This window comes from Herbaspirillum huttiense (assembly GCF_047300815.1).
In the GTDB taxonomy this organism is placed as follows: Bacteria; Pseudomonadota; Gammaproteobacteria; order Burkholderiales; family Burkholderiaceae_D; genus Herbaspirillum; species Herbaspirillum huttiense_A.
This window is the reverse complement of record NZ_CP178608.1, coordinates 1,339,182-1,352,387: the sequence shown is the minus strand read 5'-3', so window position 1 is coordinate 1,352,387 and position 13,206 is coordinate 1,339,182. Positions and strand designations below refer to the sequence as shown.

Annotated in this window: 9 protein-coding genes; 3 read left to right on the top strand and 6 right to left on the bottom strand. The window is 67.5% G+C overall.

Annotation, left to right across the window (positions count from 1 at the left end; genetic code table 11):
- Positions 1-208 precede the first annotated feature (208 nt).
- The 3 genes from ACLRDN_RS06235 to ACLRDN_RS06225 form a co-directional block, all read right to left on the bottom strand.
- Positions 209-2,515: an ATP-dependent DNA helicase gene (locus tag ACLRDN_RS06235; protein ID WP_413459427.1), complete on the bottom strand. Its 2,307-nt coding sequence runs from the start codon at positions 2,513-2,515 to the stop codon at positions 209-211.
- Positions 2,512-4,164 (bottom strand): VRR-NUC domain-containing protein, encoded by a 1,653-nt coding sequence (locus tag ACLRDN_RS06230; protein WP_413459426.1) that lies wholly within the window; start codon positions 4,162-4,164, stop codon positions 2,512-2,514. The genes ACLRDN_RS06235 and ACLRDN_RS06230 overlap by 4 nt, the downstream gene beginning before the upstream one ends.
- Positions 4,165-4,286: 122 nt before the next feature.
- Positions 4,287-5,168 carry a LysR family transcriptional regulator gene (locus tag ACLRDN_RS06225; protein WP_413459425.1) on the bottom strand — a complete coding sequence of 294 codons (882 nt, stop codon included), beginning with the start codon at positions 5,166-5,168 and terminating at the stop codon, positions 4,287-4,289.
- Between the two features lie 182 nt (positions 5,169-5,350).
- On the opposite strand from ACLRDN_RS06225, the gene ACLRDN_RS06220 reads away from it, so the two are divergent.
- Both ACLRDN_RS06220 and ACLRDN_RS06215 read left to right on the top strand, forming a co-directional pair.
- Positions 5,351-6,106, top strand: coding sequence for an SDR family oxidoreductase (locus tag ACLRDN_RS06220; protein WP_413459424.1), 756 nt, complete (start codon positions 5,351-5,353; stop codon positions 6,104-6,106).
- A 108-nt stretch (positions 6,107-6,214) separates the two neighbouring features.
- On the top strand, positions 6,215-7,732 hold the full coding sequence (locus ACLRDN_RS06215) for a lyase family protein (protein WP_413459423.1): 1,518 nt from the start codon (positions 6,215-6,217) through the stop codon (positions 7,730-7,732).
- Positions 7,733-7,779: 47 nt separating this feature from the next.
- Here ACLRDN_RS06215 and ACLRDN_RS06210 read toward each other — a convergent pair whose 3' ends face one another.
- From ACLRDN_RS06210 to ACLRDN_RS06200, 3 genes are all read right to left on the bottom strand, one after another.
- Positions 7,780-8,823 (bottom strand): alpha/beta fold hydrolase, encoded by a 1,044-nt coding sequence (locus tag ACLRDN_RS06210; RefSeq protein ID WP_413459422.1) that lies wholly within the window; start codon positions 8,821-8,823, stop codon positions 7,780-7,782.
- A 147-nt stretch (positions 8,824-8,970) separates the two neighbouring features.
- On the bottom strand, positions 8,971-10,320 hold the full coding sequence (locus ACLRDN_RS06205; RefSeq protein ID WP_413459421.1) for an ATP-binding protein: 1,350 nt from the start codon (positions 10,318-10,320) through the stop codon (positions 8,971-8,973).
- Positions 10,317-11,057, bottom strand: a complete 741-nt coding sequence (locus tag ACLRDN_RS06200; RefSeq protein WP_413459420.1) for a response regulator — start codon at positions 11,055-11,057, stop codon at positions 10,317-10,319. The genes ACLRDN_RS06205 and ACLRDN_RS06200 overlap by 4 nt, the downstream gene beginning before the upstream one ends.
- A 360-nt stretch (positions 11,058-11,417) precedes the next feature.
- Between ACLRDN_RS06200 and ACLRDN_RS06195 the strand changes: the two genes are divergently transcribed.
- Positions 11,418-13,181, top strand: coding sequence for a cytochrome c biogenesis protein DipZ (locus ACLRDN_RS06195; RefSeq protein WP_413459419.1), 1,764 nt, complete (start codon positions 11,418-11,420; stop codon positions 13,179-13,181).
- Positions 13,182-13,206: the final 25 nt, after the last annotated feature.

Sequence of the window (13,206 nt, the reverse complement as noted above, 5' to 3'; positions counted from 1 at the left end):
CAACGTAGCGCTTTTGGCACAGTTTTTCCCCTGCAAGATCACAGTTGCCGCATGGCATCGTGAGCTGGGGCTTTTACTCTCAAATGACGGGAGTTATCGAGGGGCTTGCTGCACGTTGCGTACCGAACTCGTATGCTATGCGATCAGCAAAACTTGTCACTCGGGAAAACCCTGAGTGAACACACCGGCGGATGCCGGTGGCGAGGCTTCAGGCGCGCAACAGGCCGGGCGAATCCAGCTGCCACCATGCCGGCAACAGCGCTTGCACTTCCGGCCGGCCGAACCGCTGGTCGATCAGCCAGACCGTCCCTTGGTCGGTTTCGGTGCGGATCACGCGGCCGGCGGCCTGCACCACCTTCTGCAGCCCGGGGTAGAGATAGGTGTAGTCATAGCCACAGCCAAAGAGCTGCTCCATGCGCTCACGCAACTGCTCGTTGACCGGATTGAACTGCGGCAGGCCCAGCGTGGCCACGAAGGCGCCGATGAGGCGTTCGCCGGGCAAGTCCACCCCTTCGCCGAAGGAGCCCCCCAGCACCGCAAACCCGATGCCCTGCCCGCCGCTTTCAAAACGGGCCAGGAAGGCATCGCGGTCGGTTTCGGACATGCGGCGCGACTGTTGCCAGGTCGCGATGTGGGGGTGTGCTCGCGCGAAGGCATCGTGGGCCTGCTGCAGATAGTCGAAGCTGGAGAAAAACGCCAGGTAGTTGCCGGGCCGCTCTTCGAACTGGCGTGCCATCAGGCTGCAGATGGGCGCGATGGAAGCCGCACGGCGCTGCCAGGTGGTGGAGATCTGGTGCGCCACCTTCACCTGCAACTGGCTGGCCTGGAAGGGCGACTCCACATCGATCCAGGCGGTGCTGGCGGGCATGCCGAGCAGGTCCGCAAAATAATTCCAGGGCGCCAAGGTCCCCGAGAACAGCGTGGTGGCATGGGCAAAGGCAAAGCGCGGCCCGAGGAATGGCGCGGGCACCACATTGCGGATGCACAGCACGGTGTTGCGCTCATCGTCGCGCGTGAGGTCGAACAAGGAATGCGGGCCGAAGGATTCGGCCAGCCGCACGAAAGCCATGGCATCGAAATAGAAATCCCGCAAGGGCGGGTCCAGCGGCACCGCCACCTGGGCCAGGAAGTCGCTGATGGCCGCCACGCTGCTGCTCAAGGCCTCGACGAACCTGGCCGGTGGCGCCTCCAGCACCTGGTAAGGCAAGTCGGCCTTCTTGCCGGCGGCGGTCCAGGCGCGCCCCAATTTCTCCAGCGGCTTGGCCACCGAGGGCGGTGCTACGGCCCGCGCTGCACGCAAGGCGGCACGGCTCAGTTGCGCGCTGTACATGCTGCGGGCGCGCGAGACCAGGTTGTGCGCCTCGTCAGCCAGCACGCTCACGCGCCAGTCATGCGCCTGCGCCATGCCGTAGAGCATGGCGCCGCCATCGAACCAGTAGTTGTAGTCGCCCACGATGACATCGCTCCAGCGCGTCATCTCGCTGCCCAGGTAGTAAGGGCAGACCTGGTGCTGCAGGGCCACGCTGCGCAGGTGTTCGCGGTCCAGCAGCGGCTGCGTGAGGCAGGCCGCGCGCGCAGCCGGCAGGCGGTCGTAGAAGCCCTGGGCCAGCGGGCAGGAATCGCCCCGGCACAGGCGGTCCGGATATTCGCAGGCCTTGTCGCGGGCACACAGTTCCAGCACGCGCAGAGGCAGTTCGCCCTGCGCCTTGAGGGTGCTGGCGGCATCGAGCGCCAACTGGCGGCCGGGGGTCTTGGCGGCCAGGAAGATGATCTTGTCCAGGCGCTGCGCCGGTGCCGCCTTCAAGGCCGGAAAGAGCGTGCCCAGGGTCTTGCCGATGCCGGTTGGCGCCTGCGCCAGCAAGCTGCGCCGGCCGGTGTGCGCACGGAACACCGCCTCGGCCAATTGCCGCTGCCCGGGACGGAAGTCGCCATGCGGAAACCGCAGCGACTGCAGCGCCGTATCGCGCGCTGCGCGATGCGCCAGTTCCTGTTCGGCCCAGCGCATGAAGCGTTCGCATTGTCCGGCGAAGAGCGCGGCCAGTTCCTCGCGGCTGCGGGTTTCTTCCAGCACCGTTTCCTGCTGGCTGCCGATGTCGAAATACACCAGCGCCAGGCGGATCTGCGCCAGCCCCTCCTGCGCGCACATCAGGTGGCCATAGACGCGCAGTTGCGCCCAGTGCAGGTGGCGATGATTGTCGGGCAGGCTGGAGAGCTGGCCGCGATAGGTCTTCACTTCTTCGAGCAGCTGGCGCTGGGGATCGTAGCCATCGGCGCGGCCCCGCACGTGCAGCGCGCCGTGTTCTGCGCAAAGCGTCACTTCGCTCCGGTAGCCCTCGCCGCGCCGCTGCGCCACGATGGCGTGACCGGCGATGCCTTCCTGGGCGGTGGGCGTGGGCGTGAAGCGCAGGTCGAGATCGCCCTCTTTGGCGGTGAATTCGCACAGCGCGCGCACGGATACGGTGTAGCGCGGGGCCGGCTTCTCCTGCCCGGCGACGGGGGTACGGTCGGCACTCATGCGGCCACCTGCTCCCATTGCAGATAGCACACCGCCACCGGCATGGCATGTTGCGCGCAATAGTCCAGCCAGCGGCGCTGGTTGTCCTGCAGGCGGTCGCCCGGCCCCTTGACCTCGATCATGCGGTAGCGCCCCTCCTGGGGCCAGAACTGGATCAGGTCGGGGAAGCCGTTGCGGTTTTCGCGCACGTCGTCCAGGATGCGCTGGCACCACAGTTTCAGGTGCGCGGCCGGGATGCACGCCAGCGCCATCTCCAGCAGCTCGCGCGTGATCCAGCCCCAGGCCACGAAGGGCGACTGCAGGCCCTGTTTGGCCTCATGGGTGGCCAGGACGTGCGCGCGATAGCTGCCGTCATCGAGGCGGCCCAGGCAACGCTCCAGCAGATCCCGCCGGCGCACCGCAAAATCGGCGCTGAGCAGGTCGGCCGGCTCGCGCTGGAAGGGGTGGAAGAAGGCGCCGGGAAGGGCCGCGAAGACGGCCTCCCAGCACAACAGGCCCAACAGCGTATTGGCCAGCGCATTCTCGACATAGAACACCGGCGCCTGCGCTTGCTGCAAGTGGGCCTGTACGGCGCGCTCGACGCGGCTGCCGTCGGCGGGCAGCACCAGGTCGATCTGCTGGACCACCGCCGCACGCGCACGCAGGGCCGGCGGCAAGCCCAGCTGGCGCGCCAGGCGCGGGGCGATGCGCAGCAGCTGCTGGCGCTCGGCCTCGCTCTCCGGCGCCTGCTGGGCCCTCTTCAGCAGCGCATAGGCGGGACCGAAACGGCCCTGCTTTTCCAGTACGCGGATCGCACGCGCCCGCGCGCCGGGATAGCGGCAGCCGGCATAGACCTGCTGCGCCTGCGCCAGGTCGCCCGCCTTTTCGCATTGCTGGCCGAGCTGGAACAGCAGGCGTTCACGGCGGCTCTCCAGCCAGGGATTGTCGAAGCGACCGGAGGGCAGCGCGGCCAGGATCGCGCCAGCGTCCTCGCCGGCCTGGTAGCGCGCCTTGCAGGCCTGCAGCTGCAGGTAGAGGTCGATATCGCCCCGGCTGCGGAAACCCCGGGCCTGCGGCGCCAGCGCAATTTGTTCATAGCGCAGCGTGCCCAGGTCGGCCAGCACGAATTCGCTCCAGTCCTGGCGCAGGTTACCGAAAAACATCAAACGCAAACGTTCACACAGCCCGCTCACCCGCATGGACAGGACTTGTTCGCCGCCCGCTCCGGATCCCGTCCAGTGCGCCAGGCGGCGCGGTTCCGAGTGGGCCGGATCGGCTGCCAGGACGGCCAGCAAGTCCTCCTTGCGGGCAGTCCTGAGTGCGCCCCGCAGGCCGAACCAGCGCACCAGCTCGGGCTTGGTCGCCAGGGCAAACACCTGGGCCAGCGACAGCGCGGCATCCTGCTCCACCCATGCCGAGGGCAGGCCCTGCGCGGCCTGCACGGGGCAGCCGATCTCGGGGTAGTCCAGCCGGCTGGTACGGAAGTGCTCGCCCCGGCGCATCATCATGCGCACGAAGAGCGCCCGGGCCGCCAGCGGCAAACCCGCGAAGGTGTGGAGGAAGGCGCGCTCCTCTTCGCTGAGCAAATCGGCATAGCGCCCGGCCAGCCACCCCAGCGCCTGCTGGAAATTGCTCAGGTAGTAGAAGCGGTGATCGGGGATGACGGGCATTGCGGCAAAAGGGAGCGGGACAAGGACTGTATGGATGCACAGTATATCGTTTCCTGCCCGAAGCGACGTGTTTTCCTCCGTCACAGTGAAGGATCATGCGGCCCCTCCGGCCGCCCGGCCGCTCAGATCCTGCTGGCCAGCTCGGCGGCAAAGAATTCCGTCACCACCCGCACCCGTTGCGGGATGAAGCGGCGGCGCGGCCAGACCAGGCTGACGTCGCGCGTCTCGGAGAGGTAGGCATCGAGCACGGTGACGATGTCCGGATGGCGCATCTCGCCCACCAGCGAAGCCCGGTTGAAGAGGCCAATCCCCACGCCCGCGCGCACCGCCGAGAGGATGGCCTCGACCGTATTGGCCGACAGGTTGCCCTGCACCGGCACGCTGAAACGCCCCTGCGGTCCGCTGAAGGGCCATTCGCGCATGTCGTTGTAGATCAGGCAGTTGTGGCGCGCCAGGTCCTGCGGCGTGCGCGGCAGGCCATGCCGCCGGAAGTAGCTGCGCGCACCCACGCAGACCAGCGAGGTGCTGGCCACGCGCTTGACCACGGCATCGGGATGCTGCTGCGGACTGACGCGGATGGCCAGGTCGATGCCATCGGCCAGCAGGTCGCGCACGCCGTCGGCAAACTGCAGGTCGAGCCGGATGCCGGGATGGCGCTTGAGCAGCAGCGGCACCAGCGGCAGCACGTGCAGGCGGCCGAAGGTGGCGGAGGTGGCCAGCCGGACCAGGCCGGCGGGCTCCTGGGTCGTGCTGGAAAGCTCGGCATCGGTCTGGGCCATTTCTTCCAGCAGCGGGACGGTGCGGGCGTAATAGGTACGGCCGTGATCGGTCAGGGTCACGCTGCGCGTGCTGCGATGGAGCAGCGCTACGCCCAGGCGTTTTTCCAGCGCACCGACGGCCTTGCTGACGGCCGATTGTGATTCGCCCAGGCGGCGTGCTGCGGCGGAAAAACCACCGGTTTCGACGACGGCGACGAAGGCCGTCATTTCCTGGAATCTGTCCATGGAGTCTCGCAAAAAAGGAAAAGTGCGGGGCAATTTATTCCAAAACAGAATAACAGCAATGGCAATCCTCGGGATTATCACCAAAGCACAGGGCAATTAGCATCGTCCTTGCCACTGGCCGCTGCGCATTGCGAGGCCGGTTTCACTCAATACCTTTTTCTCTTGAACAGACAGGATCCATCATGACTACAGCAAGCCCCGCTCCCTCCCTCTCCCTCACCGGCAAGAAAGTCGTCGTGGTCGGCGGCAAGACCGGTATCGGCCTGGGCATCGCCCGTGCTGCCCTGGCCGCCGGTGCCACGGTGGTCGTCGCCAGCCGCCGCATCTCCTCCCTTGAAGCCCGCCCTGACCTGGCCGGTGTTGAGCAAGCCAGCCTGGACATGCGCGACGAAGCCGCCGTGCGCAGCGCCTTCGCCGCCATCGGTCCCTTCGATCACCTGGTGGTCACGGCCGCACCCGACATCGGCACCTGGGGCGGCTTCATGGATGCCGACATGGGCGGCGTGCGCAGCTATGTGGAAGGCAAGTTCCTCGGCACCTGGGCCTGTGCGCGCTACGCCGCGCCGCTGCTGCGCGAGGGCGGCACGATGACCTTCCTCAGCGGTGGCATGGCGGTGCGCCCCAAGCCGGGCTTCACGGCCGTGACCTCCAGCTTTGCAGCCGTTGAGGCGCTGTCGGCCTCGCTGGCGGTGGAACTGGCACCGACGCGGGTCAACACCATCCGTCCCGGCTTTGTGGAAACGGAGATGTGGAATTTCCTCCCGGCCGACGTGCGGGCCGGCATGGTGCAGCAGGTGGCCGCCAGCTTCCCGGCACGCCGCGCCGGCCAGGCCGGGGACATCGCCCATGCGGCGCTGTTCCTGATGACCAATCCCTACGTCACCGGCACGGTACTGGAGGTGACCGGCGGCGAGAACCTGGTCAACAGCATCGGCTGAGACTGGGACGCGCAGGGTGTGCGATTGAGCCGGCACAAACCAAGATTGCGTTTGCCCGCTAAGATAGGCGCCCTGCACAGACCCATTACATTGCCCCAGGAGACCGCCTTGCCCAAGCTTTCCACGCTCGCCTTTGCCCTGTCCGCCGCCCTGCTGGGCAGCGCTGCGCCCCTGCACGCGCAGCAGACCCCGCGCCATGATGAATTCTTCTGGCTGGGAGAAATCAACAAGGCCACCGCCGTCATCAATACCGACGAAGGCCTGCTGGACAAATCGATGACGCCGCTGGTGGTCAAGGGCATCCGCAAGGTGCTGGCCGATGGCGAGCTGCCCGGTGCCAAGCGGCCCACGCTGGTGATCACCTTCGAGCCGCTGCTGATCCAGGCAGCCGGTCCGCAGATCACGCTGCTGCATGCCGGCCGCTCCAGCCAGGACATGCTCTCCACCCTGCGCGCGGCGATCCTGCGCGAAGACCTGCTGACCCTGGCCAACCAGCTCAACGCCACTACGGCCGCACTGGTCAAGCTGGCCGCCAGCCAGCGCGACACCATCGTGCCCAACTACACCAATGGCGTGGCCGCCCAGCCCAACAGCTACGGCCACTACCTGCTGGGCTTTGCCGCCGCACTGGACCGCGATGCCCAGCGCCTGCGCGAAGCCTATGTGCGCGTGGACCGCTCGGCCATGGGCACCACTGTCTTGAACGGCACCAGCTGGCCGCTGAACCGCCAGCGCATGGCCGACTACCTGGGCTTTGCCGCCATCGTCGACAACGCCTATGACGCTGCGCAATTGTCGGCCGTCGATGGTCCGGTGGAAGCGGGCGCGGTGGTCTCCTCCATTGCCCTGCATGCCGGGGCCTTCATCCAGGACGTGATGACGCAATATGCGCAGCCGCGTCCGTGGATCCTGCTGCAGGAAGGCGGCGCCAATACCTACGTGTCCTCGGCCATGCCGCAGAAGCGCAATCCGGGCCTGCTCAACAGCACCCGGCGCGATGCCTCCACGGTCGTTGCCGAGGGCATGGGCGTGGCCATCGTGGCGCACAACCTGCCGCCCGGCATGAGCGATGCCAAGGATGTGAAGCCCAACAAGGAGATGGTGCTCAATACGGTCAAGGTGCTCAAGAACTGGGAGAGCATCCTGGGCGCGCTGGTGATCGATCCGAAGCGCGCACTGGAAGAACTCAACAGCGACTGGACCGCATCCCAGGAACTGGCTGACGTGCTCATGCGCAAGTACAAGCTGCCCTTCCGCGTGGGCCATCACTTCGCCTCGGAGGTGGTGGAGTACGCCAAGGCCAACAACATCCGGCCGCTGGAGTTTCCTTATGACCAGGCGCAGCGCATCTATCACGAAGCGGTGCTCAATTCGGAATTCCCGCAGGCCCTGCCGATGTCGGAACAGGAGTTCCGCAGCACCCTCGATCCGGTGGCCATCGTGCGCAATCGCGCCACCGTCGGCGGGCCGCAGCCAGCCGAGATGGACCGCATGCTGCGCGAAGCCACGGCGCGCGTGGCCCAGCAGGAAGCATGGATCAAGGCCAGGCAGCAGCGCATTGCAGGCTCGCTGCAGAAACTGGATGCCGATTTTGACCGGATGGCCGTCTCGGCCGGGGTGAAGTAACACCTGCAACGCGCAGCGCCGGCGAGGCCAGTTCGCCGGCGCCGGACTCACAATGCCTCGGCCTCCAGGATTGCCTGGGCGAACGCCTGCGGTGCTTCCTGCGGCAGGTTGTGGCCGATGCCTCCGCTGAGCGTGTGATGCGCATAAGGCCCCGTGAAACGCTTGCGGTACAGGGCGGGATCGAGGTGCGGCGCGCCGTTGGCATCGCCTTCCAGGGTCACGGTGGGCACACCGATGGCAGGGAAACTGCCCAGCCGCTGTTCCAGCGCATCATATTGCGTCTGCCCCGGTGCCAGCCCCAGGCGCCAGCGATAGTTGTGGACCACGATGGCGACATGGTCAGGGTTGTCGAAGGACGCCGCCGTGCGCGCATAGGTCGCTTCATCGAAATGCCAGCCTGGCGAGGCGGTCTTCCAGATCAGCCGGTTGAAATCCCTGCGGTATTTGTCATACCCGGCCACCCCACGGTCGGTGGCCAGGTAGAACTGGTACCACCAGTCCAGCTCGGCCTGGGGCGGCAGCGGCTGGCGCCCGGCCTCGACGTTGGTCATCAGGTAGCCGCTCACCGAGACCAGGGCCTTGACGCGCTCGGGCCACTGGGCGGCGATGATGCAGGCCGTGCGTGCGCCCCAGTCGAAGGCGCCGAAAATGGCACGGCCGATTCCCAGCGCATCCATGAAGGCGATGATGTCCAGCGCGACCACCGCCTGCTGGCCATTGCGCACCGTGCGTTCGGACAGGAAGCGCGTACTCCCGTAGCCACGCAGGTAGGGGACCAGCACCCGGTAGCCTGCCGCCGCCAGCAGGGGCGCCACCTCGACGAAACTGTGGATGTCGTAAGGCCAGCCGTGCAACAGGATGACTACCGGCCCGTCAGCCGGCCCCTGCTCGGCATAGCCCACGCTGAGCAGGCCCGCGTTGATTTGGCGGATGGGACCCAGGCTGGTCGGCCGCTGTGCGGCCGGTGCGCCGGCTGAAGCCTGCGCCATGGCCGGTGAGGACAGGCCCAGTTGCGCGATCACGGCGGTGGCTGCGGTGGCCGCAGTGGCACCAAAAAGACGGCGGCGTTGAAGGTTGATTTCGTGGGACATCGGATTCTCCGTTCAGGTCGATGGGACAGGAAGGAGAATGCCGGTCCGATGTATCCGGACTGTGTCGGCCAGCACGGGCTTTTGCAAGCCCGTGTAGATCCGCCGGGGATGGATACATTGTGCTACATGCGCGGCCGTGGAGAGGTCTCAGGAAAGCAAGGGCAGGACCAGTTCGGCCTCCAGGCCCTGGGTCCCGTCCACCCGATTGCGCAGCACCACCTGCCCCTGCAGCACTTGGGCCAACTGTTGCGCGATCGCCAGACCCAGGCCGGTGCCGCCGGTGCCACGATTGCGCGAGGATTCGAGGCGGAAGAATGGCTGGAAGACGGCCTCCAGCTGGGCCTCGGGAATGCCCGGGCCAGGGTCGCGCACCCGCACGCACAATTGCCCTGGCGGCAGCACGCTGGCCTCGATCTCGGCGGCGCCACCGAACTTGAGCGCGTTGTCGACCAGGTTGCCGAGCAGGCGGCGCAGTGCCTGAGGCCGGGTGACCATGGCCAGTGTCGGCAGCGACCCGCGCAGCGTGACCGGCTGGCCGCTGTCCTGGTAATCGAAGACCATGCTTTCCAGGAAGGAGGCGAAGTCGATGCGCACCGCTGCCTCGGCATTGCCATGGGCGCTGCGGGCATAGGCGATGCCCTCCTTGACCAGGCGCTCGATCTCGGCCAGGTCTCCCAGCAACTTGTCACGCGCCGTGCCGGGCTCGCCCATCTCGGCGCGCAGGCGCATGCGCGTGAGCGGCGTCTGCAGGTCGTGCGAGACCGCCGCCAGGATTTGCATGCGTTCCTGGAGATGCTCGGCGATGCGCTCGCGCATGGCGTTGAAGGCGCCCGCTGCATGGGCCACTTCGGCCGGTCCGTCCACCGCCAGCGCCGGCGCTGCCTGGCCCAGCTCCAGGCGGTCGGCGGCATCGGCCAGGTCGGCCAGGGGCCGCAGCGCCAGCCGCACGGCATACCAGCTGCACAGGACCAGCAGCAGCAATTGCGCGGCCAGCACATAAGGCAGCCATTGGGTGAGCGGCTTCATGGCCGGCAGGATGTCGACCGTCAGGGCGCTGCCGTCGGAGAGCCGCAGATGCGCCTGCAGATGCTCGCGCGCACCGGGGATGGTCTGCATGGTCATTCGATAGCGCCCGCCCAGCGCCGCCTGGACGCGCGCGGCGATCTGTACGGCCCGGGGCGACAAGGCGGCTACGCCCTGCGATCCCTCACCGAGTACATAGCCATAGGTCGAGCGCTGCAGCGGGCCGATCCACTGCGCCCGTTCGGCTGCAGGCAGGCGGTCGAGAATGGCCACCGCGATGGCCACATCGTTTTCCAGGGTATCGAGCATGACCGCGCGCGCGGCCGTATAGCGTTCCAGGAACAACACGCCGAAAGACAGGATGTGGGCCAGCGCCAGCCCGGCCAGCAGGATCAGGAACAGGCGCGATCCCAGCGTGCGCGGCAGGCGCAGCAGGCGGCGCGCACGCCCGGGCGCAGCAACGGTGGCGCTCATGAACGCGTTTGCTCGATGGCCACCGGCATCGAGAAGACATAGCCCTCGTTGCGAATGGTCTTGATGTAGCGCGGTTCGCGGGCGTCGTCCTCCAGCCGCTGGCGCACGCGGCTGACCAGCAGGTCGATGGAGCGGTCGAAGATCTCCGCCTCGCGGCCTTGCGTGAGGCTGAGCAACTGGTCACGGTTGAGCACGCGTTGCGGATGATCGACGAACACCCGCAGCAGGCGGTATTCGGCACCGCTCAAGGTGACCACCATGCCGTCCTCGGCCAGCAGGTGGCGTTCCGAGGTATCCAGCCGCCATGGGCCGAAACGCAGCAGCCTGCCGGCTTCACTGACCTGCAGGTTGGGCGGCAGCATGCGGGTGCGGCGCAAGACCGACTTGATGCGCGCCAGCAGTTCGCGGGCGGCGAAGGGCTTGGCCAGGTAATCGTCGGCGCCCATTTCAAGGCCGACCACGCGGTCGGTCTCTTCCGCACGGGCGGTGAGCATGATGATGGGCGTGGCCTTGTGCTTGCCCGCCCGCAGCTCGCGGCATAGGACCAGGCCATCGTCGCCGGGCATCATGATGTCCAGCACGATCAGGTCGACCGCGTTGCTGGCCACGAAGGCGCGCATCTGCCGTCCGTCGGCGGCCACGTCCACGCGCAGGCCGTTCTTTTTGAGATAGTCGGCGACCAGCTCGCGGATCTCGCGGTCGTCATCGACGATGAGGATGTGATCGGTATGTTCCACCTGCCTGCCCTTCCCTGTTGTGCGCTCGCCTGCGCCGTTCTCCGATGTGTTGCGCCACCCTTTTACGCGCCGCACGCGCGCCGCGCAAGCCGCTGCCCCGCCCGATTTGTACCGCCATGTATCCCGGCCGGGCCACGATACACGCAATGACAAAACCCGCCCCCGGCGCCCCACCCTGGCCGCAAAGCCGCCAGGGCAGCGCAGCGCGGGCCGATGCGGGGATTTGTCAGCCAATGTAGCCGCCACGTCCGCAGACACACAAGGATACACAGGGTATCCCTGCAGGACACATCCCGGATACACCGGCGCGATGTCATGCACGGGTCGCCAACCAGACCTGCCTCTTGCGAGGCCCTCATCATGTTCCTTCATCTTGCCGCCTTCCTGGGCGGGGCGCTCACGCTGGCGAGCCCCTGCATCCTTCCGGTCCTGCCCTTCGTGCTGGCACGTTCGGACCAGCCCTTCTGGCGGGGACGCCTGCCCATGCTGGCCGGCATGGCCGCCACCTTCGCCGGCGTGGCCACGCTGACCACCGTCGGGGCCCACTGGGCCATCCACCTCAACGAGATCGGCCGCATCCTGGCCTTGCTGATGCTGGCACTGCTGGGCGCAGCGCTGGTGTGGCCGGCGCTGGCCGACCTGCTGGCCCGGCCAGGCCTGCTGCTGGGCAATACCCTGGCCGCGCAGGGGCAGCGCCGTGGCCACGGCATCGCCGCTTCGCTCTTGCTGGGCGCCGCCACCGGACTGCTCTGGACCCCATGCGCCGGCCCGGTGCTGGGGCTGGTGTTGTCGGCGGCGGCCTGGCACGGACCGAGCGTGCATACGAGTTCCTTGCTGCTGGCCTATGCGGCCGGCGCGGCCAGCATGCTGGGGCTGGTCATGGCCGGTGGCGCCCGCCTGATGTCAGCGCTGCGCCCACGCCTGGGGCTCACGCTCTGGCTGCGCCGTGCACTGGGCATGGCGGTATTGGGCGGCGTGGCCAGCCTGGCCATCGGCGCGACACTGCCGTTGACGCCACCCGCCTCCGGCACGACGCAACTGGAAAACCGCCTGCTGGACCTGCTGGCCCCGGCGCGTGCCGACGCGCCCCCGGCCATGCTCGCTGCGAACGAAACGGCCGCCGCAGGGGGCGCACAGAAGCGCCCCTATCGCAGCACCCTGCCGGTCGAAGGCAGCCTGCCGGACCTGGAGGGAGCAGTGCAATGGCTCAATTCGCCACCGCTGAGCAGTGCGCAACTGCGCGGGAAGGTGGTGCTGGTCGATTTCTGGACGTACTCCTGCATCAACTGCATCCGTACGCTTCCCTATGTCCGCGCATGGGCCGAAAAATACCGTGACCAGGGACTGGTGGTCATCGGTGTGCATACGCCCGAGTTCGCCTTTGAACGCAAGGTCGACAACGTCAGGCAGGCTGCCGCCGAATTCAAGCTCGGCTTCCCGATCGCCGTGGACAGCGATTTCCGCCTGTGGCGCGCCTTCGACAACCAGTACTGGCCCGCCCTCTACCTGGCCGATGCCCAGGGCAAGCTGCGTTACCACCAGTTCGGTGAGGGACGCTACGCGGCCACCGAAGAGGCCATCGCGGCCCTGCTCAGGGAAGCCGGCAGCGCCGCTGCTGCGCCAGCTCCGGTGGCAGCGCAAGCGCCCGGCATCGAGGCCGCACCGGACCTGGCGCAACTGGGCTCGCCTGAAACCTACCTCGGCTACCGCCAGGGCAATGGCCCGGCCTCGCCCGAGCGGATTGCGCCCGATCGTTGGCAGCACTACAGCGGCGCGCCATTGCAGCGCAACCAGTGGAGCCTGAGCGGCCAGTGGCGGGTCGGTGCCGAGGCCGTCACGCTCAAGGAGGCCGGTGGCAGCATCCGTTACCGCTTCTCCGCCCGTGACCTGCACCTGGTGCTGGGTCCCGCTGAGGATGGCCGGCCGGTGCGCTTCGAGGTGAGCATCGATGGCCAGCCTCCGGGCGAGTTGCACGGTGCCGACATCGACGCCGCCGGTCGCGGCACGGTCGAACGGACCCGCCTCTTTCAGCTGGTACGCCAGCGCGGTGAGGTCAAGCCACGCCTCTTCGAGGTGCGCTTTCTCGACCCCGGCGCGAACGCCTACGTCTTCACCTTCGGTTGAACCCGCTTGCCCCTGACAAGGAACC